The organism is Pseudomonas sp. UBA7500 (assembly GCF_002478435.1).
Lineage (GTDB): Bacteria > Pseudomonadota > Gammaproteobacteria > Pseudomonadales > Pseudomonadaceae > Aquipseudomonas > Aquipseudomonas palmensis.
This window is the reverse complement of sequence record NZ_DLNW01000028.1, coordinates 94,312-116,294: the sequence shown is the minus strand read 5'-3', so window position 1 is coordinate 116,294 and position 21,983 is coordinate 94,312. Positions and strand designations below refer to the sequence as shown.

Annotated in this window: 27 protein-coding genes; 8 read left to right on the top strand and 19 right to left on the bottom strand. The window is 62.8% G+C overall.

The window, feature by feature from the left end; all coding sequences use genetic code 11:
- Nucleotides 1-46: 46 nt before the first annotated feature.
- A complete protein-coding gene (locus B4I46_RS13670) occupies nucleotides 47-1,945 on the bottom strand; it encodes a potassium transporter Kup (protein ID WP_043864257.1) in 1,899 nt (632 codons plus the stop codon).
- A gap of 267 nt (nucleotides 1,946-2,212) precedes the next feature.
- On the opposite strand from B4I46_RS13670, the gene rimO reads away from it, so the two are divergent.
- From rimO to tsaA, 5 genes are all read left to right on the top strand, one after another.
- Complete coding sequence (gene rimO, locus B4I46_RS13665; protein WP_043864258.1) at nucleotides 2,213-3,550, top strand: 30S ribosomal protein S12 methylthiotransferase RimO; 1,338 nt, start codon at nucleotides 2,213-2,215, stop codon at nucleotides 3,548-3,550.
- Nucleotides 3,551-3,639: 89 nt separating this feature from the next.
- Complete coding sequence (locus tag B4I46_RS13660) at nucleotides 3,640-4,107, top strand: acetyltransferase (protein WP_054914976.1); 468 nt, start codon at nucleotides 3,640-3,642, stop codon at nucleotides 4,105-4,107.
- Nucleotides 4,108-4,237: 130 nt separating this feature from the next.
- Nucleotides 4,238-4,948 (top strand): rRNA pseudouridine synthase, encoded by a 711-nt coding sequence (locus B4I46_RS13655; protein ID WP_286900630.1) that lies wholly within the window; start codon nucleotides 4,238-4,240, stop codon nucleotides 4,946-4,948.
- A 41-nt stretch (nucleotides 4,949-4,989) separates the two neighbouring features.
- Nucleotides 4,990-5,451 carry a DUF1456 family protein gene (locus tag B4I46_RS13650; protein ID WP_104572121.1) on the top strand — a complete coding sequence of 154 codons (462 nt, stop codon included), beginning with the start codon at nucleotides 4,990-4,992 and terminating at the stop codon, nucleotides 5,449-5,451.
- A 7-nt stretch (nucleotides 5,452-5,458) separates the two neighbouring features.
- Nucleotides 5,459-6,154 (top strand): tRNA (N6-threonylcarbamoyladenosine(37)-N6)-methyltransferase TrmO, encoded by a 696-nt coding sequence (gene tsaA, locus B4I46_RS13645; RefSeq protein WP_104572120.1) that lies wholly within the window; start codon nucleotides 5,459-5,461, stop codon nucleotides 6,152-6,154.
- Between the two features lie 111 nt (nucleotides 6,155-6,265).
- Here the strand turns inward: tsaA and fpr are convergent, their stop codons facing one another.
- Nucleotides 6,266-7,045, bottom strand: a complete 780-nt coding sequence (fpr, locus tag B4I46_RS13640) for a ferredoxin-NADP reductase (protein ID WP_043864261.1) — start codon at nucleotides 7,043-7,045, stop codon at nucleotides 6,266-6,268.
- Nucleotides 7,046-7,166: 121 nt separating this feature from the next.
- Between fpr and B4I46_RS13635 the strand changes: the two genes are divergently transcribed.
- Entirely contained in the window at nucleotides 7,167-8,093 is a 927-nt protein-coding gene (locus tag B4I46_RS13635; RefSeq protein ID WP_043864262.1) for a LysR family transcriptional regulator, read from the top strand.
- Here B4I46_RS13635 and B4I46_RS13630 read toward each other — a convergent pair.
- The 3 genes from B4I46_RS13630 to B4I46_RS13620 form a co-directional block, all read right to left on the bottom strand.
- Nucleotides 8,090-8,452 (bottom strand): diacylglycerol kinase, encoded by a 363-nt coding sequence (locus tag B4I46_RS13630; protein WP_054914977.1) that lies wholly within the window; start codon nucleotides 8,450-8,452, stop codon nucleotides 8,090-8,092. The two genes, B4I46_RS13635 and B4I46_RS13630, sit on opposite strands and share 4 nt — an antisense overlap.
- 77 nt (nucleotides 8,453-8,529) lie before the next feature.
- The gene (gene erdR / locus B4I46_RS13625) at nucleotides 8,530-9,180 is read right to left on the bottom strand and encodes a response regulator transcription factor ErdR (protein WP_054914978.1); all 651 of its coding nucleotides are present in this window, start codon (nucleotides 9,178-9,180) and stop codon (nucleotides 8,530-8,532) included.
- A gap of 264 nt (nucleotides 9,181-9,444) precedes the next feature.
- Nucleotides 9,445-10,155 carry a tRNA-uridine aminocarboxypropyltransferase gene (locus B4I46_RS13620; RefSeq protein ID WP_213607086.1) on the bottom strand — a complete coding sequence of 237 codons (711 nt, stop codon included), beginning with the start codon at nucleotides 10,153-10,155 and terminating at the stop codon, nucleotides 9,445-9,447.
- A 246-nt stretch (nucleotides 10,156-10,401) separates the two neighbouring features.
- Here B4I46_RS13620 and B4I46_RS13615 point away from each other — a divergent pair, with 246 nt between their 5' ends.
- Nucleotides 10,402-10,818 (top strand): quorum-sensing-regulated virulence factor family protein, encoded by a 417-nt coding sequence (locus tag B4I46_RS13615; RefSeq protein WP_213607085.1) that lies wholly within the window; start codon nucleotides 10,402-10,404, stop codon nucleotides 10,816-10,818.
- A 343-nt stretch (nucleotides 10,819-11,161) separates the two neighbouring features.
- Nucleotides 11,162-12,280, top strand: a complete 1,119-nt coding sequence (locus B4I46_RS13610) for an LOG family protein (protein ID WP_043864267.1) — start codon at nucleotides 11,162-11,164, stop codon at nucleotides 12,278-12,280.
- 53 nt (nucleotides 12,281-12,333) lie between these two features.
- On the opposite strand, the gene recX is transcribed toward B4I46_RS13610, so the two are convergent.
- From recX to B4I46_RS13540, 14 genes are all read right to left on the bottom strand, one after another.
- Nucleotides 12,334-12,801 carry a recombination regulator RecX gene (recX, locus tag B4I46_RS13605; protein WP_116053094.1) on the bottom strand — a complete coding sequence of 156 codons (468 nt, stop codon included), beginning with the start codon at nucleotides 12,799-12,801 and terminating at the stop codon, nucleotides 12,334-12,336.
- A gap of 14 nt (nucleotides 12,802-12,815) precedes the next feature.
- Nucleotides 12,816-13,898: a recombinase RecA gene (recA, locus tag B4I46_RS13600; RefSeq protein WP_043864269.1), complete on the bottom strand. Its 1,083-nt coding sequence runs from the start codon at nucleotides 13,896-13,898 to the stop codon at nucleotides 12,816-12,818.
- A 106-nt stretch (nucleotides 13,899-14,004) separates the two neighbouring features.
- Nucleotides 14,005-14,487 (bottom strand): CinA family protein, encoded by a 483-nt coding sequence (locus tag B4I46_RS13595; protein WP_286900627.1) that lies wholly within the window; start codon nucleotides 14,485-14,487, stop codon nucleotides 14,005-14,007.
- A gap of 59 nt (nucleotides 14,488-14,546) precedes the next feature.
- On the bottom strand, nucleotides 14,547-15,041 hold the full coding sequence (locus tag B4I46_RS13590) for a lysis system i-spanin subunit Rz (protein ID WP_286900625.1): 495 nt from the start codon (nucleotides 15,039-15,041) through the stop codon (nucleotides 14,547-14,549).
- Nucleotides 15,038-15,589: a glycoside hydrolase family 19 protein gene (locus B4I46_RS13585; protein ID WP_286900624.1), complete on the bottom strand. Its 552-nt coding sequence runs from the start codon at nucleotides 15,587-15,589 to the stop codon at nucleotides 15,038-15,040. The genes B4I46_RS13590 and B4I46_RS13585 overlap by 4 nt, the downstream gene beginning before the upstream one ends.
- Nucleotides 15,590-15,615: 26 nt before the next feature.
- The gene (locus tag B4I46_RS13580; RefSeq protein WP_213607084.1) at nucleotides 15,616-16,659 is read right to left on the bottom strand and encodes a phage late control D family protein; all 1,044 of its coding nucleotides are present in this window, start codon (nucleotides 16,657-16,659) and stop codon (nucleotides 15,616-15,618) included.
- A gap of 64 nt (nucleotides 16,660-16,723) precedes the next feature.
- Nucleotides 16,724-16,930: a tail protein X gene (locus B4I46_RS13575; protein WP_043864274.1), complete on the bottom strand. Its 207-nt coding sequence runs from the start codon at nucleotides 16,928-16,930 to the stop codon at nucleotides 16,724-16,726.
- Nucleotides 16,905-17,750, bottom strand: coding sequence for a phage tail protein (locus B4I46_RS13570; protein WP_286900620.1), 846 nt, complete (start codon nucleotides 17,748-17,750; stop codon nucleotides 16,905-16,907). Before B4I46_RS13570 ends, B4I46_RS13575 begins: the two co-directional genes overlap by 26 nt.
- A 9-nt stretch (nucleotides 17,751-17,759) precedes the next feature.
- Nucleotides 17,760-19,142, bottom strand: coding sequence for a hypothetical protein (locus B4I46_RS13565; RefSeq protein ID WP_286900618.1), 1,383 nt, complete (start codon nucleotides 19,140-19,142; stop codon nucleotides 17,760-17,762).
- 140 nt (nucleotides 19,143-19,282) lie between these two features.
- Complete coding sequence (locus B4I46_RS13560) at nucleotides 19,283-19,582, bottom strand: phage tail assembly protein (RefSeq protein ID WP_043864277.1); 300 nt, start codon at nucleotides 19,580-19,582, stop codon at nucleotides 19,283-19,285.
- Nucleotides 19,583-19,591: 9 nt separating this feature from the next.
- Nucleotides 19,592-20,101 (bottom strand): phage major tail tube protein, encoded by a 510-nt coding sequence (locus B4I46_RS13555; protein WP_043864278.1) that lies wholly within the window; start codon nucleotides 20,099-20,101, stop codon nucleotides 19,592-19,594.
- A gap of 12 nt (nucleotides 20,102-20,113) precedes the next feature.
- Entirely contained in the window at nucleotides 20,114-21,280 is a 1,167-nt protein-coding gene (locus B4I46_RS13550; protein ID WP_043864279.1) for a phage tail sheath subtilisin-like domain-containing protein, read from the bottom strand.
- A 110-nt stretch (nucleotides 21,281-21,390) separates the two neighbouring features.
- The gene (locus tag B4I46_RS13545) at nucleotides 21,391-21,723 is read right to left on the bottom strand and encodes a hypothetical protein (RefSeq protein WP_043864280.1); all 333 of its coding nucleotides are present in this window, start codon (nucleotides 21,721-21,723) and stop codon (nucleotides 21,391-21,393) included.
- A gap of 10 nt (nucleotides 21,724-21,733) precedes the next feature.
- On the bottom strand, nucleotides 21,734-21,919 hold the full coding sequence (locus tag B4I46_RS13540) for a Com family DNA-binding transcriptional regulator (RefSeq protein ID WP_080922947.1): 186 nt from the start codon (nucleotides 21,917-21,919) through the stop codon (nucleotides 21,734-21,736).
- Nucleotides 21,920-21,983 lie beyond the last annotated feature (64 nt).

Genomic DNA, 21,983 nt, shown 5'->3' with positions numbered 1-21,983 from the left:
AACGGATCGCATCCTGCAGGAGCCGCCTTAGCGGCGAAAGCCCCCGCTAGATCTCCACCTGCGTACCCAGCTCGATCACCCGGTTCAATGGCAGGTTGAAGAACCTCAGGTTGCCGTTGGCATTCTTCAGCAGGAAGGCAAACAGCACCCCGCGCCAGCGCGACATGCCCACCAGCTTGGATGCGATCACCGTCTCGCGGCTGAGGAAGTAGGTGGTGCGCATGGGGCTGAAATCCAGCTCGTCCAGGTGACACAGCTTCAACGCCGCCGGCACGTCCGGCTCGTCCATGAAGCCGAAATGCAGGATCACCCGGTAGAACCCCTCGCCATACCCCTCCACCTCGAAACGCCGCTGTGGCGGTACCCGCGGTGAATCCTCGTTGACCACGGTGAGCAACACCACCTGGCGGTGCAGCACCTGGTTGTGCAGCATGTTGTGCAGCAGCGCATGGGGCACCGCGTCCGAACGCGCGGTCAGGAACACCGCCGTACCTTCCACACGGTGCGGCGGCTGCACGCGGATGCTGGCGATGAACACCGGCAATGGCAACGCGCCTTCATCCAGGCGCTCCACCAGGATCTGCTTGCCGCGCTTCCAGGTGGTCATCAGGATGAACAGCGCAATCCCTGCCAGCACCGGGAATGCCCCACCCTGCAGCACCTTGGGCACGTTGGCGGCAAAGAACAGCCCGTCGACGAACAGAAAGCCCAGCAGTACCGGTACCGCCAGCAGCGGTGGCCACTTCCACAGCAGCAACATCACCGCCGACACCAGGATGGTGGTGATCAGCATGGTCCCGGTTACCGCAACGCCATAGGCCGACGCCAGCGCGCCGGAGGACTCGAAGCCCAGCACCAGCAGGATCACCCCGACCATCAGCGACCAGTTGACCGCCCCGATGTAGATCTGCCCCTGCTCGTCGCTGGAGGTGTGCTGGATCTGCATGCGCGGCACATAACCAAGCTGGATGGCCTGGCGGGTGAGGGAGAAGGCCCCGGAAATCACCGCCTGGGAAGCGATCACGGTGGCCAGGGTGGCCAGCCCGACCAGCGGCACCAGCGCCCAGCCGGGGGCCAGCAGGTAGAACGGGTTGCGTGCCGCTTCGGGGTTCTCCAGCAGCAATGCGCCCTGACCGAAATAGTTGAGCACCAGCGCCGGCAGCACCAGCGCGAACCACGCCCGCGCGATCGGTTTGCGGCCAAAATGCCCCATGTCGGCGTACAAGGCCTCGGCCCCGGTCAGCGCCAGCACCACGGCGCCCAGAATCGCCACGCCCATGCCGGGGTGGACGATGAAGAAGCGCACAGCCCAGATCGGGTTGAGCGCCTGCAGCACTTCGGGGCGCTGGACGATGCCGTGCACGCCCAGGGCCGCCAGCACCACGAACCAGGCCACCATCACCGGCCCGAACAGAATGCCGATGCGCGCGGTACCGTGCTTCTGGATCAGGAACAGCGCCACCAGCACGACCAGCGCCACCGGTATCACCCAGTGATCGATGCCATCGAACGCCAGTTGCATGCCTTCGACCGCCGACAGCACCGAAATCGCCGGGGTGATCATGCTGTCGCCATAGAACAGCGCCGCACCGAACAAGCCGAACACCACCAGCAGCGCACGCAACCTGGGATAAGGTGCAGCCGCTCGTCGGGCCAGCGCGGTCAGGGCCATGATGCCACCCTCCCCCTGGTTGTCCGCGCGCAGGATGAACAGCACGTACTTGATCGACACCACCCAGATCAGCGACCACAGGATCAACGCCAGGATGCCCAGCACACCATCATGGTTGACCGGCACCCCGTAGCCGCCGGAGAAGACTTCCTTGAGGGTATACAAGGGGCTGGTACCGATATCGCCGTATACCACCCCGACTGCCGCCACCAGCAGGCTCAGCGGCTTTGCCGCCGTATGCCCGGCATTGGCCTGACTGCTTGCCTGAACCATCAACCACTCCCGCAACCAAGACCCAGAGGCCGGCGAAATTCGCGCCAGGCGCTATCATTTTTGCAACCCGTCGCAGCGTGCCGAACGCAGCGCTGAACGACGCGGGAGCGATGGCGCGAAGCATAGCGCAGCGTTCGTCGCATTTCTGCTAGTCAAGCGCGTTGTGCCTCGCTAGAATTGCGCACTTTTTGATCAGAGGCGCCCCAAAGCGCCCGTCAGGGCTGCCACCTTCGCGTGCCAAGCAGCCCCTCTACACCGAGGTTAACCATGTCCACCACCGCCACGCCCACCACGCCAAAGGTCGGCTTCGTTTCCCTGGGTTGCCCCAAAGCCCTGGTCGATTCCGAGCGCATCCTGACCCAGCTGCGCATGGAAGGCTATGAAGTCGTGCCCACCTACGAGGATGCCGACGTGGTGGTGGTCAACACCTGTGGCTTCATCGACTCGGCCAAGGCCGAATCGCTGGAAGTGATCGGCGAGGCCATCAAGGAAAACGGCAAGGTCATCGTTACCGGCTGCATGGGTGTCGACGCCAACAACATTCGCGACGTGCACCCCAGCGTGTTGTCGGTGTCCGGGCCGCAGCAGTACGAGCAGGTGGTCAACGCCGTGCACGAAGTGGTGCCACCACGTCAGGACCACAATCCGCTGATCGATCTGGTGCCGCCCCAGGGTGTCAAGCTGACCCCGCGTCACTACGCCTACCTGAAGATTTCCGAAGGCTGCAACCACACCTGCAGCTTCTGCATCATTCCGTCGATGCGTGGCAAGCTGGTCAGCCGCCCGGTGGGCGAGGTGCTTAGCGAGGCCGAGCGCCTGGTCAAGGCCGGCGTCAAGGAGCTGCTGGTGATCTCCCAGGACACCAGCGCCTACGGCGTCGACGTCAAGTACAAGACCGACTTCTGGAACGGCCGGCCGGTCAAGACGCGCATGCTCGAGCTGTGCGAAGCGCTCGGCAGCCTGGGCGTGTGGGTGCGCCTGCACTATGTGTACCCGTACCCGAACGTCGATGACGTGATCCCGCTGATGGCCGCCGGCAAGCTGCTGCCTTACCTGGACATCCCGTTCCAGCACGCCAGCCCCAAAGTGCTCAAGTCGATGAAGCGCCCTGCCTTCGAAGACAAGACCCTGGCACGCATCAAGAAATGGCGCGAACAGTGCCCGGAGCTGATCATCCGCTCCACCTTCATCGTCGGCTTCCCCGGCGAGACCGAGGAAGACTTCCAGTACCTGCTCGACTGGCTCACCGAAGCCCAGCTCGACCGCGTCGGCTGCTTCCAGTACTCGCCCGTCGAAGGCGCACCGGCCAACGACCTGGACCTGCCCGTGGTTCCTGATGACGTCAAGCAGGACCGCTGGGATCGCTTCATGGCCCACCAGCAGGCCATCAGCAGCGCGCGTCTGCAACTGCGCATCGGCAAGCGCATCGAAGTGCTGATCGACGAAGTCGAGGAGCAGGGCTCGGTGGGCCGCAGCTTCTTCGACGCCCCGGAGATCGACGGCAATGTGTTCATCGACGGCGACCACGGCTTCAAGCCGGGGGACAAGGTCTGGTGCGTCGTCACCGATGCCGACGAATACGACCTGTGGGCCGAGCCTGTCTGACGCTTTGCGGCCTGGAAAAGCCCTGCCATCATGGCGGGGCTTTTTATTGGACTATCGTGTCCAGTACGGACACCCCAGGAGACCCTGCGATGCGCGCGCATTCCACCGTGCAAACCCCTAGCCCCCACGACTACCCTCGCCTGCTGCAGGTATGGGAAGCCTCGGTACGTGCCACCCACGATTTTCTCCCCGAAAGCTACATCGTGCTGCTGCGTGAACTGGTGCCCAAGTACCTGGATGCAGTGATGCTGATCTGCTGCAAGGACAGCCAGCAACGCATCACCGGCTTTGCCGGTGTAGCGGCCGGGCGTGTCGAAATGCTGTTCGTCGACCCGCAGTATCGCGGTCAGGGCATCGGCAAGCAGTTGCTGCGGCATGCCATCAATGAGCTGAACGCCGATGAGCTCGACGTCAACGAGCAGAATCCCCAGGCCATCGGCTTCTATGCCAGCCAAGGCTTCGAAGTCATCGGGCGCTCGGAAAAGGACGGCATGGGCAAACCCTACCCCCTGCTTCACCTCAGGCTAGGTCGTACACAGTCTGCGAGCACGGGCTGAAGGACGCTGTAAGGCCGATCCGAAAATCATCCCCTCACGGCATTAATAGCCGCCCGGCACGAATGTAGCCGGGCCTTAGCTCGCCCGGGCGGTTACAATGGGCGCCTTTCCCTGTGCCACGGCCGCCGTCATGTCTGAACCCATTCGTCTTTCCAAACGCCTTATCGAACTGGTCGGCTGCTCCCGACGGGAGGCCGAACTCTATATCGAAGGCGGTTGGGTGACCGTTGACGGCAACGTCGTCGACGAGCCACAGCTCAAGGTCGACGGCCAGGTCGTCGCCCTGCTGCCGGGCGCCAAGGCCGAAGCCCTGGAACCGGTAACCCTGCTGCTGCACCAGGCCGCCGACCAGGACAGCGAAAGCGCTCGCCTGAGCATGACCCCGGCCACCTTGTCCGAGGCCCACGCCGAAGGGCATCGCCCGCTCAAGGGCCACTTTGCCCGGCTGACCTGCGTCGCCGAGCTGCAACAGGGCGCCAGCGGCCTGCAGGTGTACAGCCAGGACTGGCGTGCCGTGCGCAAGGTCACCTCGGACCTGGCCAAGCTGGAGCAGGAGTATGTGGTCGAGGTCAGCGGCGAGATGGTTGCCCATGGCCTCGAACGCCTTAACCGCGGTTTCACCTGGAAGAGCCAGGAACTGCCCCGCATCAAGGCCAGCTGGCAGAACGAGACGCGCCTGCGCATGGTGCTGAAAAACCCGGCGCCGGGGCTGATCGAGCTGCTGTGCCGCAGTGTCGGTGTCAGCGTGGTCAGCATGCGCCGTATTCGCCTGGGCGGCGTGGCCATGAGCAAGCTGCCGCTGGGCCAGTGGCGCTACCTGTCCAGCAAAGAAAAATTCTAGGCCTCGCCACTCGGGCGTTGCCACTTGATCAGGATTGTCCAATGATTCACAACGATGTGCTGCGCAGCCTGCGCTACATGCTGGATATCAGCGATGCCAAAATGGCAGAGATCACCCGCATCAACGGTTTTGACGTCAGCGATGCCGACATTGCCAGCTACCTGAAAAAAGACGAGGAAGAAGGCTTTGTGCGCTGCCCGGACGAGGTCATCGCGCATTTTCTCGATGGCCTGGTGGTGTTCAAGCGTGGTCGCGACGAGAGCCGCCCGCCTCTGCCGGTCGAACTGCCGGTCACCAACAACATCATCCTGAAAAAACTGCGGGTGGCCTTCGAGCTCAAGGAAGACGACCTGCATGCCATTCTCAAGGCGGCGGATTTTTCGGTATCCAAGCCTGAACTCAGCGCCCTGTTCCGCAAGGTCGGCAACAGCAACTACCGCCCCTGTGGCGACCAGTTGCTGCGCAACTTCCTCAAGGGCCTGACCCTGCGAGTGCGTGGCTGATTCGATCATGGCCTACAATGTCGAGCCGGTCGGCTACGTGCGCTCCTGCTTCAAGGAGAAGTTCGCCATCCCGCGCCAACCGCAGCTGGCTCCGGCTGCGCGCGGGGTGCTGGAGCTGGTATCGCCTTTCGATCAGGGGGAAGCGGTTGCCGGGCTAGAGCAGGTCAGCCACGTGTGGCTGCTGTTCCTGTTTCATCAGGCCCTGGAAGAAAAGCCGCGCCTGAAGGTGCGCCCGCCGCGCCTGGGCGGCAACACGTCGATGGGCGTGTTCGCCACCCGCGCCACCCACCGGCCAAACGGCATCGGGCAGTCGGTGGTGAAGCTGGAGGGCGTCGAGGCCGGGCGACTGCTGCTGTCGGGCATCGACCTGCTGGACGGCACGCCGGTCATCGATATCAAGCCCTATGTACCCTATGCCGACAGCGTAGCCGGGGCGGTCAATCACATGGCCAGCGCCCCGCCTGCGCCGATCACGGTGCAGTGGAGCGACTCGGCACTGCAGCAGGCCCATGCGCATGCGCTGCGTCTCGCAGAGCCGTTGGTGGAGCTGATAGAACAATGCCTGGCACAGGATCCACGCCCGGCCTATCAGGTGCCCCCGGTCGAGCGTGTGTACGGGGTCAGGTTCTGGGACGTGCAGGTACGCTGGCACTACCCTCAGCTGGATACGATCCGGGTGCTGGAGGTGGTGCGCGAGGCGTAGGGCCGGCGCCCGCAAGGTAGCAGGAACGCCGCGCCGGCGAATGCCGCACCACAAATCCAGGGCAAAAAAAAACGCAGACCACGGTCTGCGTTTTTTATTGGTACTGCCTGCTTACTTCTCGACGAACGCACGCTCGATCAGATAGTCACCTGGCTCGCGCATGCGCGCGGAGACTTTCAGGCCGAAGCTGTTCAGGACTTCGCTGGTTTCATCCAGCATGCTCGGGCTACCGCAGATCATCGCACGATCGTCCTGCGGGTTGATCGGCGGCAGGCCGATGTCGCTGAACAGTTTGCCGCTGCGCATCAGGTCAGTCAGGCGACCCTGATTCTCGAACGGCTCGCGGGTGACGGTGGGGTAGTAGATCAGTTTTTCACGCAGCGCCTCACCGAAGAACTCGTTCTGCGGCAGGTGCTCGGTGATGAACTCGCGATAGGCCACTTCGTTGACGTAGCGCACACCGTGGACCAGGATCACTTTCTCGAAGCGCTCGTAGGTTTCCGGGTCCTGGATGACGCTCATGAACGGTGCCAGGCCAGTGCCGGTGCTCAGCAGGTACAGGTGCTTGCCCGGGTTCAGGTCATCCAGCACCAGGGTGCCGGTAGGCTTCTTGCTGATGATGATCTCGTCGCCTTCCTTCAGGTGCTGCAACTGCGAGGTCAGCGGGCCGTCCGGCACCTTGATGCTGAAGAACTCCAGATGCTCTTCCCAGTTAGGGCTGGCGATCGAATAGGCGCGCATGAGCGGGCGGCCGTTAGGCTGTTGCAGGCCGATCATCACGAACTGACCGTTCTCGAAGCGCAGGCCCGGGTCGCGGGTGCACTTGAAGCTGAACAGGGTGTCGTTCCAGTGATGAACACTGAGGACACGTTCGTGGTTCATGTTGCTCATGTACGGGGGCTCCTGAAAAATAACGCAGCGCTGACCGTGAGCGCGATTGCGCGATAGTTTAGTGCGAGCGACAATATCTGTTAAATGAATTATCAAGATATGTCTTATCGGTTATATAGATATGCGATTTACACTGCGTCAACTTCAGGTCTTCGTGGCCGTCGCGCAACACCAGAGCGTCTCCCGTGCGGCCGGGATACTGGCGCTGTCGCAGTCGGCTGCGAGCACCTCCATCACCGAGCTTGAACGGCAATCCAGCTGTCAGCTGTTCGATCGTGCCGGCAAGCGCCTGAGCCTCAATGCACTGGGGCACCAGTTGCTGCCCCAGGCCGTGGCCCTGCTCGACCAGGCCAAGGAAATCGAGGACCTGCTCAACGGCAAGTCCGGCTTCGGCTCTCTGGCAGTGGGCGCCACACTGACCATCGGCAACTACCTGGCCACCTTGCTGATCGGCAGCTTCATGCAGGTTCACCCGGAAAGCCAGGTCAAACTGCATGTACAGAACACCGCCCATATCGTGCATCAGGTCGCGCACTATGAAATTGATCTGGGTCTTATAGAAGGCGATTGCAACCACCCCGACCTGGAGGTTCAGCCCTGGGTCGAGGACGAACTGGTGGTGTTCTGCGCGCCGCAGCACCCCTTGGCGCTCAAGGGTCGCGCCAGCCTTGAGGAACTGACCCATGAAGCCTGGATTCTGCGCGAGCAGGGTTCAGGCACGCGCCTGACCTTTGACCAGGCGATGCGCCACCATCGCTCGACACTCAACATCCGCCTGGAACTGGAACATACCGAAGCGATCAAGCGCGCGGTGGAATCAGGGCTCGGGATCGGCTGCATTTCACGTCTGGCGCTGCGCGATGCGTTTCGTCGCGGCAGCCTGGTGGCGGTGGAAACCCCCGACCTGGACCTGGCGCGGCAGTTCTACTTCATCTGGCACAAGCAGAAGTACCAGACCTCGGCGATGCGCGAGTTTCTGGAGTTGTGCCGCAACTTTACTGCCGGGGTACGACGCAGCGACGAAATCGTGCTGCCGCACATTGCCTAGAGCAGAATCACCGCCCACACCACCGCCACGATGCTCAACGCCACGAACTGGGCAGCACTGCCCATGTCCTTGGCGTTCTTGGACAACGGGTGGCGGTCCAGGGAAATACGATCGATCGCGGCTTCCACGGCAGAGTTGAGCAGCTCGACGATCAGCCCCAGCAGGCACACCGCGATCAGGATCGCGCGTTCGGCACGGCTTACATCCAGCCAGAAGGCGACCGGGATCAGCACCACGTTGAGCAGCACCAACTGACGAAACGCCGCTTCGCCGGTAAAGGCGGCGCGCAGGCCGTCGAACGAATAGCCGGCGGCGTTGAACACTCGTTTAAGGCCGGTCTGGCCCTTGAAAGGCGACATAGAAAGCCACTTGAACCCAATGAGGAGCGGTGCAGGCTAGTGCACGCCGAGTCAAAAAAGCGTGAAGGCCAGTGGCCTTAATTCGTTGAAACCGATTCCAATTGTTGCAGCAACAACGCGGCCTGGGTGCGCGTACGCACGCCCAGCTTGCGGAAAATCGCGGTGACGTGGGCCTTGATGGTGGCCTCCGACACGCTCAGCTCATAGGCAATCTGCTTGTTCAGCAGGCCTTCGCACACCATGGTCAACACGCGGAATTGCTGTGGGGTAAGGCTGGCCAGGCCCTCGCTGGCGGCCTTGGCTTCAGCGGACACATCAATCTTCTCGAAGGCTTGCGGCGGCCACCAGACATCGCCATCGAGCACTTTCTTGACCGCATCCTGAATCTGCTCCAGCGGGCTGGATTTTGGGATAAAGCCACTGGCACCGAATTCTCGGGACTTTACCACCACGGCCGCCTCTTCCTGGGCCGAGACCATCACCACCGGGATTTGCGGATACTGACCGCGCAGCAGCACCAGCCCCGAGAAACCATAGGCACCGGGCATGTTCAGGTCCAGCAGCACCAGGTCCCAGTCGTTTTTCTCGGCCAGGCGGGTTTCCAGTTCGGCGATGCTTGCCACCTCAACCAGTCGAACGTCCGGACCAAGGCCCAGGGTAACGGCCTGGCGCAGCGCACTGCGAAACAGCGGGTGGTCATCGGCAATCAGGATTTCGTATGTGGCCATCGATCTAATGATCCTGTTCTGTGCAGGCGCAGCCAGCGTGGGGGCGCCTGGCGGGGCAGCTCAAGGGCATCGGGCGGCAGTGCCGGAAGCCAAAAAGGCACGTCGGGGCCAGGAAAACAGCATTCAAGCCTTCGTCGTGCCCGAATCGGCGCCAAGGATGCCGAGCCCGGACCGGGTGGTCAAGTTCAAAGCCCGGTGGTTGTCTCGTAGCCCATGGCGCCAGTGCACACATTATGAAGCAAAGTGACGTACTTGCCCCTTGAACTATAGGAAGGGCCGCAGTTTTTGGTGCACGGCATCGTCTTCATCCAGCACAAGCCTGTTCTTGGCGCCCAGATAATGGGTGCTGAATACGTCCAGATAGGCATCCAGTGCCTGCGAGGCCTGCTGGTCATCGGCCAGTTCCAGACACATGGCTGCCACTTCAGCGGTACAGAAATGGTCGTCGCGCCGCGAGCGGCGCAATGTGTAGCGCGAGATCTGTTCAGGCTGCAGATTGAGCACCGGGAACCGTTCCAGGTACGGGCTTTTGCGAAACATCTTGCGGGCTTCGGGCCACGTGGCATCCAGCAGAATGAACAGCGGACGCTTGCCCGACGCTGGGGCGACGCTGCTGACCACTCGCTCCGGCGCCACGAATTCACCCGGGAAAACGATGTAGGGCTGCCACTGTGGATCATCAAGCAACGCTTGCAACTGTGCATCCACCGCCTTGCGTTCCCAGGCAAACGCCGTGGTGTCACCGATCACGTCGGCAATCAGCCAGCCCGTGTTCGTAGGCTTGAGTGGTTCGGTGTCATGCATGAGCAGGCAAATGCCCGAGTGCGCCTGCATCCGCGGGCGCCAGGCACACAGACAGTACTCGGGGATTACCCGGCAACCGGGACAGCGTGGCGCACGCGAGCCGCGCGCGACGAAGGGTTTGACACTGCGCGCCAGGCGCTCGGCGCGCAGGCGCGAGACGGCATGGCTCATGACAGGGCGCAACGGTGGCAATGGGGATGGCAATAAAGGCAGGGCACGACGCAGGCTCAGCGAGACTAAAACCCCGGCAGTTTACCAGAGCCCGCCTCCACTGGCCGTATTTGCCGTGCAGCGTTGCGCGCTACTCCCTTATAATCTCCAGCCTGTACAGACCTGCCAGTACTGCCATCGCGCCTGTGACGGAACACTGCGCGCAATGACCGGTCAAATCGCCAGTTATCGAACCAGGAGAGATTCATGCTGCGTTTCATTGCCCCATCCTTGAGCCTGTTGCTTGCCCTGCCGTTGGGCGCGCATGCCGTCTCCAAGCAAGAGTACGCCCTGAACCAGAAGCTTCAAGAAGTCGCCAAGGAAAGCAGCGTGGGTACCCCTCGGGCAATCAACGAAGACATCCTCGATCAGGGCTACACTGTCGAAGGCAACCAATTGATCAACCACCTCAGCGTTCGCGCCGGCCATGCACAAAAAATGCAGCAAAACCCGGAAGTCATGCGCGGCCAACTGGGAGACAGCGTGTGCCGTAACACCGGCTTTCGCCAGTTGATGGACCGCGGTGCCGTGCTGACCTACCGTTTCACCGAGTACAAGACCAACCGCCCGGTGATCGACCAGTCGTTCAACAAGGCCAGTTGCGTTTCCGGGCAGAAGAAGTAACCAGCGTTCTCTGTTGCGCCGCTGCTCGCCATCGGCGCGCAGCTCAGCGATCAAGGCCTGAATGTGACGCGTACTCTACGCACAGTCACCACAGGCCTTGCCACTTCAGGCCCCGGTTGTTGGCCTGTACTGCAGTTTGGGCCCGGCTTGTCCGCCCGGCTCCCACCTGAACATCACGCACAGCCCATTGCCTGCCGCGTCCTCGCGAGCCCACGATCGACACCGGCATAACCCTGCGACAAGGTCTAGATTTATAGCCAGGACCTTTCACTTTGCGGACAAGCAGAGGGGCCTGACCGATGTGCGGCCAGGCCGAAGGTTTTGCTGCAAAAGGAGAAGTTGAATGCCGTACCAGACCAACGAATTGCTAGCCAACCATTTCAAGAACAATGCAATCGACCTGACCCACCTCGAACAACAGCTCAACCTGGTCGCCCCCAACAGCCCCAACCTGCCACTGTACCGGGACATGATGCTGACCGTGTTGCGCATGGCGCACGATGACAGCGACCGCTGGAGCGCCAAGATCACCCTGCAGGCACTGCGTGAACTCGACCACGCCTTCCGTGTGCTGCACCAGTACAAGGGGCGACGCAAGGTCACCGTGTTCGGCTCGGCACGCACCCCGGTCGAACACCCCATGTATGCCCTGGCCCGCGAGCTGGGTGCGACCCTGGCGCGCTCGGACCTGATGGTGATCACCGGGGCCGGGGGCGGCATCATGGCTGCGGCTCACGAAGGCGCAGGCGTCGACAACTGCCTGGGCTTCAACATCACCCTGCCCTTCGAGCAGCACGCCAATGCCACGGTGGATGGAACGGACAAGTTGCTGCCGTTCCACTTCTTTTTCATTCGCAAGCTGTTCTTCGTCAAGGAAGCTGACGCGCTGGTACTGTGCCCGGGCGGTTTCGGCACCCTGGACGAGGCCCTGGAAGTGCTGACCCTGATCCAGACCGGCAAGAGTCCGCTGGTGCCGGTGGTACTGCTCGACTCACCGGGGGGGACCTTCTGGCAGGATGCACTGGACTTCATTACCCGCCAGCTCGAAGGCAATCGCTACATCCTGCCGAACGATCTGAAGCTGGTGCGCCTGGTGAACAACGCCGACGATGCGGTAGCGGAAATCAACCAGTTCTACAGCAACTACCACTCCAGCCGCTGGCTGAAGAACCAGTTCGTGATTCGCACACACCACCCGCTCAGCGAAGCGGCCCTTCTCGACATCCAGCAGTCCTTCGCCGACCTGCGCCTGAGTGGCGACTTCCATCAGCACGCCTATGCAGGCGAGGAACATGACGAGGCACAGTTCAGCCACTTGTCACGCCTGGCTTTTGCCTTCAATGGACGCGATCAGGGCCGCCTGCGCGAGCTGGTGGACTTCATCAACCGCTCGGAAAACTGGGCAAAGCCTCAGCACAATGAAGCCCCGCAACGGGCACGTGAACCCCTCAAGGTCACCTGAACAGTCACACCGTGAACATGCCTGGCCTACCCCCTTTCGGGGTCGGCCATCGCTCAATCGTCCAGGCTGCGACCACTCAGCACACGACCGACCATCTCCATGGAAAAACCACGGTAGACCAGAAAACGGGTTTGCTGTGCGCGACTGCGCGGATCGGAGGGCAGTTGCCCGGAAAACTTGCGTTGCCATACATCGATCAGCAGGCTTTGCCAGTCGATGCCGCACTCACGCAAGGCCTGTTCGATATCACTACGCTGCAAACCGCGCTGACTGAGCTCTTCACGGATACGCGCAGGGCCATAGCCCGAACGGGAGCGGTAACTGATGAAACTTTCGAGATAGCGCGCTTCGCTGAGCAGGCCCTCTTCCGTCAGACGGTCGAGTTCCTGGTCGATCAATTCGGGCTCAGCGCCGCGCTGACGCAACTTGCGCGTCAGCTCGACACGACCATGCTCGCGTCGCGCGAGCAGGTCCATAGCTGTCCGCCTTACGGCGACGGGGGTATCGAGTACGACGGACATGGTCTATCTGCAAATCAGAAGTTGGCGTCGGCGTCAGCGTCGACCAGATCATCTTCAGGTTCTGCAGCAGCCGTTTTACCAGCAGCCGCAGCAGCTGCAGCTTCAACACCACCGGTCAGCAGCTTGTCGCGGATCTGCTTCTCGAGGGTCGCGGCGATTTCCGGGTTCTCTGCCAGGAATTTGGCGGAGTTGGCTTTACCCTGACCGATCTTGCTGCCCTGGTAGCTGTACCAGGCACCGGCTTTTTCGAGGAAGCCGTGCAGCACGCCCAGGTCGATGATCTCACCGTTGCGGTAGATGCCCTTGCCATACAGAATCTGGAACTCGGCCTGGCGGAACGGCGGCGCCACCTTGTTCTTGACGATTTTGACGCGGGTTTCGCTGCCGACCACTTCGTCGCCTTCCTTCACCGCGCCGGTACGGCGGATGTCCAGACGTACCGAAGCGTAGAACTTCAGCGCGTTACCACCTGTGGTGGTTTCCGGGCTGCCGAACATCACGCCGATTTTCATGCGGATCTGGTTGATGAAGATCACCAGGCAGTTGGCGTTCTTGATGTTGCCGGTGATCTTGCGCAGTGCCTGGGACATCAGGCGAGCCTGCAGGCCCACGTGCATGTCGCCCATTTCGCCTTCGATCTCGGCCTTGGGTACCAGGGCCGCCACGGAGTCGACGATGATCACGTCGACGGCGTTGGAGCGCACCAGCATGTCGGTGATTTCCAGGGCCTGCTCACCGGTGTCCGGCTGCGAGACCAGCAGGTCGTCGACATTGACGCCCAGCTTGCCGGCGTACTCGGGGTCGAGGGCGTGTTCGGCGTCGACGAATGCGCAGGTGGCGCCGGCTTTTTGTGCCTGGGCGATCACCGACAGGGTCAGCGTGGTCTTACCCGACGACTCAGGACCGTAGATTTCGACGATACGGCCCTTTGGCAGGCCGCCGATGCCCAGAGCAATGTCCAGACCCAACGAACCGGTCGAGATTGCCGGAATCGCCTGGCGATCGTGATCGCCCATGCGCATGACCGCGCCTTTACCGAATTGACGTTCGATCTGACCCAGGGCCGCAGCCAAGGCACGCTTCTTGTTGTCGTCCATTGAAGTCCTCACGTAATCATCGATAGGGCCTGACGGCCACAACACCTGTATAAGTAGCCAGTATTATTCCACAGGGTTTTCTTTCCGCCTACCCCCGATTTGCGATTTACTCTGCGCCAAGCTGTAACAGGCCCTCTAGGGCGGCGATTACCGTTTGTCGGCGCACCGCATCGCGGTCGCCATCGAAGTGCCGGCGCTCGCTGGCCACATGCGCACCGTCGCCCCAGGCCAGCCATACAGTGCCCACCGGTTTGGCCGGCGAGCCGCCATCGGGCCCTGCCACGCCGCTGACCGCCACGGCAAAGCGTGCCCCGCTGGCAACCTGGGCGCCGCGCACCATGGCCTCGACCACTTCCTGGCTGACCGCACCGACCTGCGGGAACAGTGCCTGGTCTACCCCCAGCTGGCGAGTCTTCTGGGCGTTGGAGTAGGTCACGTAGCCCGCTTCGAACCAGGCCGAACTGCCAGGAATACGTGTGATGGCCTCGGCGATACCACCGCCGGTGCAGGACTCGGCCGTGGTGACTTGGGCATTGTAACGGCGCAGGTGTTCCCCCAGCCGGGCAGAAAGTGCGGTGATCGGGTCCATGGCAGGCTCCTTGAAGGTCTGGCGCCTACCCTACACCAGCTATCGGCGTGGCTGAACACTCAAGGTGTGAGCGCGCGTATGTAACCCTGGCAGGCGCGCAGGGCGATCAGTCCGGCGTCACCGGCATCGGTGATGGCGATAATTCGTCGAGCATGCGCCGGGTCAAGTCGGGCGCGTGGGGCGCCATGATCCAGGCTGCCGGCGCCGGGGGCGGCAGGCAGGTCGGGAGGGGCGTCGCGGTCGAGGAGGACCGACAACCGCAGATCAGCAGTAGCCAGCCGATCACGCAAGCGTGCCTGAGCCTGTTGTGCATCGAGAAGCTCCTGATAATGGGTGTTGTCGTTCAAGTCCAGCTGGCGCTCCAGCACATGGCGTTGCTGGCGTTCGCCCTGCAGCTCGGCGGCAGCACGCTCGGCCAGTTGCTGGCGTTCGAATGCCCAGGCCTGTTGCTGCTGCGCCAGCTGGCGGCCCAGGCGCCAGCCCTGGACCTGCCAGGTCAATGCGCAGGCCAGCAGCACCAGGCTCAGCAGCACCACAGCGTGCAAGCGGTTCAACACAGCACCTCGCGGGCGCGGGCCCAGAGTTTGAGGCGATCCTCCAGGCCATTGAGGCCACCGTTGATATGCCGCGTAATGCGGTTGAACTCACCGCGGTCGGCCAGCGCGTTAAGCCCGCGCGAGTGCCAGAACCAGGCAGCCGACTCGGCGGCCCAACGCGGTTGCTCGAGCAACTGCGGCAACTCCAGCAGACGCTCGTCGCCAAACAGCGCCATGCTGCAGGCGCGGTAGTTGTTGCGCCCTGTAACCTGGATCAGCCCCCGGCCGCAGTACCGCTGACCGTCGCCGTCCGCCTCCGGCGTGTTGCCCAGGCGCAGGGCCAGGGCGCCGGTGTCGTAACGGGACAGGTAGCGATCGCTGCCCAGCTCCTTCACGTAACGCAGGTGGCCCGACTCGTGGCCGATCTGCGCGAGGAAGGCAGCAATGCGTCGGGGGTTGTCGATTTCCCAACGGGCCATGGCAGTGTTCAGGGTGGGTACAAAAATGCCGGCATTGGCGCCGGCACCGGGAAGAATCTGCATCAAGTTCTGCTGAGTGATGACCATCATCATTCTCCAAAATGCATAGGGGTTCAGGCCTGTCCGGCCTTGAGCGAACGACCGGCATTACCCTGCCCGCCCTTGGCCCTGGCCTTGCCTTGCTTGCCGCCATTGCACTCGACCGTGGTGCTCCACCCGGACGCGCTGAACACCTGCTCGATCGACTCGATCAGGTACTCGCCATCGAGGCCGGGCTTGAAGCCCTGGGCGTCGAGGGTGCGTTCGACGAACAGGTCGGTGCGGCCCGGCATTTCCAGGCGCAGGCTGGCGGTGCTGCGGTTGAGCGCCGCCAGGCGGGCCTTGGCGGCCTGCTCGGCAGCGCTACGGTTGGGGTACAGGTGGCGGTCGGTGTGCACAGGCGAGAGGCCGTCGGGCGCGTCGTCGTTGGGCAGGTCGACCACGCTCTGCTGGCCGCTCTTGCTGTCCAGATGACGGGTTTGCACGGCCTTGTGGGTGCCTTTGTCGGTCATGCGAAACTGCCAGCTGCGCACGTCGCCACGGCTGATTCTGACGTTGCCAAGGGCCTTGCCGCTGGCGCTCTTGCCGGCCTGGCGCGGCATCACCAGCAGCGCGCCGTTCGCTACCTTGGCGGTGCAGTCGAACAGGCGCCCCAGGCGGGTGATGAAGTTGAAGTCCGACTCGTTGAACTGGTCGATGCGCGGTATGCGCAGCGTCACCGGGCACGCTGGCTGCCAGCCATTGCGCGCGGCGATGTCGCGCACAATCTGCTGCAGGGTGACGTTCTCCCAGCTGCCGCTGCGGGTGGTCTTGCCGCTGCCGCGCATGTCGCTGGCCTTGCCTCGGATCACGATGCTGTCGGGCGGCCCGGACAGCTCCACCTCATCCACGGCGTAGCGCCCCAGGCGGGTCAATGCCTGGCCGGCGTAGCCCAGATGCACCTCGATGAAGGCACCGCGTGCCGGCAATGCCACCTCGCCGTCGCGATCGTCGATACGCAGTTCGAACTCGTCCGAGTCCATGCCCGGCTTGTCGGTGGTACGCAGCGACAGCAGGCGATCATTGATCAGCGCGGTGATGTCCTTGCCATCGGCCACGATGCGAAACACAGGTTGCATGGTTGCTGCTCCAGAAGGGCCTGCCCGCGCACGCAGCGCTGGCAGGCAGGGGGGGCGCGCCAGCTCAGTCCCACAACTGCACCAGGGCCTGGCGGGCGGGCGTCAACGCGGGCAGCCTGATGAGCACCCCGGCACAAAACGGCTGCGCCTGGTCGGCCAGGCCCTGGTTGGCATCGAGTACCGCTTCGACGCTGCCGTTGAGGTGCCCGTAGTAGTGCTGGCAGAGGCTGTCGAGCAGATCGCCGTCAGAGGTTCTGCAGATCGTCGCCATAGCTCACGAACTCCAATGAAAAGCCTTGTTTGCGAGGAATGCCGCCAGCCACCAGGCTGCTCTGGTCCTCCTCGATGCTGGTCAGGCACCAGTTGCCCAGTACCTCGCCGTAGCCGGTGGTCAGGCTCAGTGGCTGCAATTGCCGACCGATGCTGCGCAGCGCCTGCAACTGGCCGAGCCCGCTTTTGGCACCGGGAAAGATCGTGCCCTTGAGGGTGATGCGCTCTTCGCCCAGCCCCACCGCCTGCTGCGCCGGGTGGCGGCTCAGGCGCTCCTGGCCCGCCCAGCGAAAGCCGCTCTGGCGACGCAGTTCATCGAAGGTCGCGGTGTCGAGGTTGAAGTAGTAAGGCTGCGCCTGCGCCTGCAACGACTGCAGAATGAGCAGGTGCGGGAACGGCTTGACCACCTCGGCTGCCGGCGTGACCGACGGCGCGAAACTGCCGGTGGGCAGCAACGTGCCCAGCGACGGGCTGATGCGACCCGCCACCTTGTTGATGGCTGCGGCAGCCTTGGCCGCCTTCTGCTCGAAGATGACGATGCGCTCCTGCACCAGCGCGACCTTGGCCACGGCACGGCTGTAACGGCCCAGCACCTTGTCGACGCCCCGCTGCGACCGGTTGATGGCGCGCATCGTGCGTTGCAGCCTGGCGCCGATCAGCGGCCCGACGTAGGGGATGTCCTCGAGCGCGGCAGCGGCTTCGGCGATATCGCTGATGGCGCCGGTCATGGGCTCCAGCATCTCGTCGGCACTGCGCCGGCCCGCCTCCCCCGCTGCGATCAGCGCCCGCAGGGCCGAGTGCAACTGGTCCATGTAGGTCATGGCAGCTCCTTATACAAATGTGGGGTCGGCCAGTTGCCGCATCGAAGCCTGACGGGTCAGTTCGAGGAACTGACGTCGAATGATCGGCTCGATGTTCATCGCCAACTGGGCCGGGTCGGTGACACTGCCCTGCACGGTGATGGGCATGTTCGGGGCGAAGGTGATCTGTTGGGCAATCGGCTGCGGCGCAGGGCTGATCGAAGGTGGCGCAGGCGGCAACGACAGAATTGTCATCGGCTCGCCAGCGCCGGGATTCATCGAACGAGCGACATCGCCCAGCGACTTGGACAAGTGAGTGGGTTCGCCAGCAGGAGGCTTGGCAGCATCGTCGTCTGCAAACCACTTCTTGGCTAACGAGGAGCCCCACTCGCTGAACACAATACCCCCGATCACCGAACCGATCGCAGGACCGATGACAGGAACGAAAGCGCCCAGCGCAGCCCCGGCCAGTGCGCCACCAAAACCGCCCACTGCCCCACCATATCCCTCGGCCTTCTGCTCGGTGGTTTCTGCAGTGAGGAAGGTCTTGCCGAACTTGTAGATGGCCTCGACGGCTGCGGGCGCTCGAGCGGCCTTGATCGCCGGAACAGCCTTGCCGAGGTAACCTTTGATGCTTTCCCAGCGCCCAACCGGAGCAGATGAAGGTCGGCGCCTGGAGGGGCTGTTCTTTCTTCCCCCTCTACCCCTTCTCGAAGTTATCGCGCCGCAGCAAAAGTCCTGGGCATTGACGACAAACACCCGTTGCGGCGCCCTTGCGCCTTTGGGAGCGTCGCCACCCAGCACGCCAGCCTTCCGTGGCCCTGCCCTGAAATCACTGGCAACAGCGATGATACCTATGGGCTGCGGCCCCTTTGCCGGGGGCCCGGTATCATCGCTCCCCGCCATCCTCCTGCTGAGCGGGTCGGATACCCGACCCGCCGCAGGTGTCCCATCGGTTGGCGAAGATGCAGGCGCTGCAGTCTCCAGTGAAGCAGCCGCAGCTGCCCCTGCGGGTGCCTGCGGTGCCGCTTGCGATCTGATGTTTACGGATACCCTGGCGGGCTTCGATTGCGAAAGCCGGCGCGCAACATCGGCGACCTGGAAACTGATCACCTGCAAGTGCCCGTCGATGCTCTTCAACAATGTCAGCCTGTGCCGGGAGCCCTGTGTTTCAGCAGCCTGTACGGCGCCCCCGGTCTTTGCTTGAGTTCTCGCGCCTGGCGGGTCACCAGGAGCGCTGTCGAGCATCCCGTTGCCCAGCGTCTCGTGCCCGATCGGGTACAGGTCGCCCTTGCCTTCGCTGCTCAATTGCCTGAGTTGCCGGATCCGCGCCTCAAGCAGCTTGAATGATGCGCCGATCGTCGAACTGACCGAGGCGCCGATAACCAGTTTCAACGCTAACGCGTTTGCCATACGGTCCCCCTGTGCGTGCAAAACCGGCTCACTCCGTGAGCCACCAGACCATGTCGTTGAACGACATGGTCATGATCTCGGTGGCAGAAAAATTCAGCTCACGGGCAAGCCGCCTGGCGGCCACCTTCTGAAGGGAGGGGTCAAAGCTCGTCGTCTTGCACCAGGCGAAAATAGCCCGCCTGCAGGCGGCCATAGTCCTTGAGCGCGAGGCCCTCCAAGTCCTTGATGCCCACCTCGGCGAGGGAGGCGAACAGGTTCAGCTCACGCTGCTCGTCGTCGCCGCTGCCGGCCGACTGAGCCGCACGAATGTCGCGTACCGTAGGCGAGCGCAACGACAGGCTGTCGACCTTGATGCCATTGGCTTCGCTCGGCCGGGTCAGCGCCACCACCACGCCGTCGGCGCTCAGCTTCATCCAGCTGGGGATCTTTGCTTGGGTCATGAGAAGTCCTTACAGGCCCAGGGCCGAACGTTGTGCCGCGAGCTGGTCGACGCCGTCGATCACGCGCTTCATGCCGATGGGGTCGATCTCGTAGATCAGGCGTCCGCCGACTTCCAGCTTGTAGTAGGTGACGGCGACGGTGTGCTTGACCTCGGCCTTGTCACCGGCCTTCCAATCGCCCATGTCGACTTCCTTGAGCGCGCCGCGCAGGGTCACGATCACCGGGGTGACAGCGCCCTTGAGGCCCTTGAAGGCACCGCGGAAGGTACCGTTGAACGCAGAACCATCGGCCAGGCCGAAGAACTTCAGCGACTCACGGCGCACGCCGGTAGTGGTGAAGCCGGCTTCCTGCTTCTCCATGCCCATGTCCATCTCGATGGGCATGTCCATGCCGCCCACCCGGTGCTCTTCCATTTTCAGGGTGAGCTTGGGCAGGGTCAGGCTGGTGACATCGCCCTGGAAGCTGGTGCCATCGACGAACAGGTTCAAGTTCGCCAGGGTTTCGGGAATCATTGCCATTGCTAGTGCTCCTTAAGCTGCGTTATCGAGAACTTCGGTGAGCCACTGGTTGGTGACCTCGACGCGGAAGTTGGGGTTTTCGGCCGGTGGTACGTCGGTGAAGCGGATGTTCCAGTACACCTTGCCCTGCTCCAGCTGGCTGGCACTGTTGAGTTCCGGGTCGGCGAACACTTCGAAGTTGATGATCGCGCCCTGGGCCTTGAGGTCGCGCATGAACGCCTGCAGGCCTTCGGTCACGTCCTTGACGTAGGTGGCGGTGATCGAGCGGTCGACTGCCCATTTGTGCCCGTAGAGAATCGCGTCCATCACGATGTCCATGGTGCGCACGCGGGTGACGAAGGCCCACTTCGGGTCGCTGCTCAGGGTGCGGTTGCCCCACAGGCGATAGCCGTCATCGCGGATGATGGTGGTGATGTTGGCGTTGTTGAGCAGGTTGGCGCGGCAGGTCTCGTCGCCATCGAGGAACTCGATGGGGCGGGTGGTGCCGGTGATGCCGACGAACTCCTTGTTCGAGGGCGAGGCCCAGAAGCCGTACTCGTTGTCGGTCCAGGCGAACAGGCCAGCGACCCAGGCCGAGGCCGCTGCATCGACGGTGGCGCTGGTGGTGGTGTCCCAGTACTGCACGCCCGGGTCGACCAGGAAGGCGCGCTTGGCACCGAAGTTTTCGGCGTAGGCCAGGGCGGCCTCGTCGGTGGTGGCCGGGCCGTCGATGATGGCCAGGCCGCGCAGCTTGTCGGCCAGGGCCACCAGGGCGGTGGCGACGGCTTGAGTTGCGCTGTGCTTTGGAGTGACCAGCAGGCGCGGCTGGGCGTTGAAACGGCTCTTGCCGTCGAGCAGCGCTTGCAGGCCGGTACGCTTGCCGTCGGCCAGCACGCTGCCGATGATGGCCGAGGTCTGCTCGGCGGCGTCGGCCACCTTGGCCACGCCGCAGGCGACGATGACCGCCTTGGCGCGCTGGTAGATGGCCTGGCAGGCACGGGTGATGGCCGCGTCGGCGCCGAAGGCGGCGATGGCTTCACGCTCGCTGGTGATCAGCACCAGGTCGTTGAACTTGGCGCTGGCGGTCGGGCCTTCGGTGAAGGTGTCCACCAGGCCGATGATCGAGGACGACGGCAACGCGATGGTGCGGGCGCCGGTGTCGACGTTGGTGACGGTGACGCCGTGAAAGAAACCACTCATGGGTAAACTCCGGGTATGAAAAAGGCCCTGCAATGCAGGGCCTCGGAAGGAGAATCAGAAATTTTCGAAATGCAGCCTGATGCGAGGATATGCAGAGCGCACAGCCAATCTCAGGCCAGGAAATCCCAGGTCAGGCAGATCGCTGCAGTCGGGTTGTTGGCTGCGGTCCAGAGCCCGTAGCCGGCTGGGATGAACAGCGGATAAGGCAGGGTGTACTGCGAGTCGTTGCGTCCGTCGATACCGCCAAAAATGCAGTGCACGGTCGTATCGCCGAGACGAGCAGGCGCCTTGGGGCCGCTGTACACATTGATGGCGCCACCGCCCGTGCAGAGGGTGGTAGTACGCAGATAGACACCTTCGGTGTTATCGGCCGGGTTGACCACCTGGATCATGCTGGTCGGGTGCCCGTAATAAAAATGCTTGCCTACTTTTACTGCTTCCATGTCTGTTTACCTATCGAGTCGAATGCTGAGTCGCGGAACATTCCGCGTTCATGTCGCTCACAGGCGATGGTTCGAGGCTCGTGGCCTTCACATGATTCAACGTTCCGCAGCGGGAACATTTGATCTGGAGTTCTGTGAACTCGCCCATACGGGCAAGCAGTCGTTTGCATCTGCCGCATCTGCAATCTTTCAACATCTGCAAAGCCTTAAGATTTTCTGCTGAAGGGTCTTGAAGAATGAAAAAGCCCCGACAGTGCGGG

What these genes read in the sequence shown, in the direction of transcription:
- B4I46_RS13595 (WP_286900627.1), bottom strand. Translation starts at nt 14,487, where the DNA reads ATGGACCCGATCACCGCACTTTCTGCCCGGCTGGGGGAACACCTGCGC.
- B4I46_RS13635 (WP_043864262.1), top strand. Translation starts at nt 7,167, where the DNA reads ATGCGATTTACACTGCGTCAACTTCAGGTCTTCGTGGCCGTCGCGCAA.
- B4I46_RS13585 (WP_286900624.1), bottom strand. Translation starts at nt 15,589, where the DNA reads ATGGTCATCACTCAGCAGAACTTGATGCAGATTCTTCCCGGTGCCGGC.
- B4I46_RS13650 (WP_104572121.1), top strand. Translation starts at nt 4,990, where the DNA reads ATGATTCACAACGATGTGCTGCGCAGCCTGCGCTACATGCTGGATATC.
- B4I46_RS13620 (WP_213607086.1), bottom strand. Translation starts at nt 10,155, where the DNA reads ATGAGCCATGCCGTCTCGCGCCTGCGCGCCGAGCGCCTGGCGCGCAGT.
- recX (WP_116053094.1), bottom strand. Translation starts at nt 12,801, where the DNA reads ATGTCCGTCGTACTCGATACCCCCGTCGCCGTAAGGCGGACAGCTATG.
- B4I46_RS13575 (WP_043864274.1), bottom strand. Translation starts at nt 16,930, where the DNA reads ATGGCGACGATCTGCAGAACCTCTGACGGCGATCTGCTCGACAGCCTC.
- B4I46_RS13540 (WP_080922947.1), bottom strand. Translation starts at nt 21,919, where the DNA reads ATGTTGAAAGATTGCAGATGCGGCAGATGCAAACGACTGCTTGCCCGT.
- B4I46_RS13545 (WP_043864280.1), bottom strand. Translation starts at nt 21,723, where the DNA reads ATGGAAGCAGTAAAAGTAGGCAAGCATTTTTATTACGGGCACCCGACC.
- erdR (WP_054914978.1), bottom strand. Translation starts at nt 9,180, where the DNA reads ATGGCCACATACGAAATCCTGATTGCCGATGACCACCCGCTGTTTCGC.
- tsaA (WP_104572120.1), top strand. Translation starts at nt 5,459, where the DNA reads ATGGCCTACAATGTCGAGCCGGTCGGCTACGTGCGCTCCTGCTTCAAG.
- B4I46_RS13555 (WP_043864278.1), bottom strand. Translation starts at nt 20,101, where the DNA reads ATGGCAATGATTCCCGAAACCCTGGCGAACTTGAACCTGTTCGTCGAT.
- B4I46_RS13615 (WP_213607085.1), top strand. Translation starts at nt 10,402, where the DNA reads ATGCTGCGTTTCATTGCCCCATCCTTGAGCCTGTTGCTTGCCCTGCCG.
- fpr (WP_043864261.1), bottom strand. Translation starts at nt 7,045, where the DNA reads ATGAGCAACATGAACCACGAACGTGTCCTCAGTGTTCATCACTGGAAC.
- B4I46_RS13660 (WP_054914976.1), top strand. Translation starts at nt 3,640, where the DNA reads ATGCGCGCGCATTCCACCGTGCAAACCCCTAGCCCCCACGACTACCCT.
- B4I46_RS13610 (WP_043864267.1), top strand. Translation starts at nt 11,162, where the DNA reads ATGCCGTACCAGACCAACGAATTGCTAGCCAACCATTTCAAGAACAAT.
- B4I46_RS13630 (WP_054914977.1), bottom strand. Translation starts at nt 8,452, where the DNA reads ATGTCGCCTTTCAAGGGCCAGACCGGCCTTAAACGAGTGTTCAACGCC.
- B4I46_RS13560 (WP_043864277.1), bottom strand. Translation starts at nt 19,582, where the DNA reads ATGACCCAAGCAAAGATCCCCAGCTGGATGAAGCTGAGCGCCGACGGC.
- B4I46_RS13670 (WP_043864257.1), bottom strand. Translation starts at nt 1,945, where the DNA reads ATGGTTCAGGCAAGCAGTCAGGCCAATGCCGGGCATACGGCGGCAAAG.
- B4I46_RS13580 (WP_213607084.1), bottom strand. Translation starts at nt 16,659, where the DNA reads ATGCAACCTGTGTTTCGCATCGTGGCCGATGGCAAGGACATCACCGCG.
- recA (WP_043864269.1), bottom strand. Translation starts at nt 13,898, where the DNA reads ATGGACGACAACAAGAAGCGTGCCTTGGCTGCGGCCCTGGGTCAGATC.
- B4I46_RS13655 (WP_286900630.1), top strand. Translation starts at nt 4,238, where the DNA reads ATGTCTGAACCCATTCGTCTTTCCAAACGCCTTATCGAACTGGTCGGC.
- rimO (WP_043864258.1), top strand. Translation starts at nt 2,213, where the DNA reads ATGTCCACCACCGCCACGCCCACCACGCCAAAGGTCGGCTTCGTTTCC.
- B4I46_RS13565 (WP_286900618.1), bottom strand. Translation starts at nt 19,142, where the DNA reads ATGGCAAACGCGTTAGCGTTGAAACTGGTTATCGGCGCCTCGGTCAGT.
- B4I46_RS13570 (WP_286900620.1), bottom strand. Translation starts at nt 17,750, where the DNA reads ATGACCTACATGGACCAGTTGCACTCGGCCCTGCGGGCGCTGATCGCA.
- B4I46_RS13550 (WP_043864279.1), bottom strand. Translation starts at nt 21,280, where the DNA reads ATGAGTGGTTTCTTTCACGGCGTCACCGTCACCAACGTCGACACCGGC.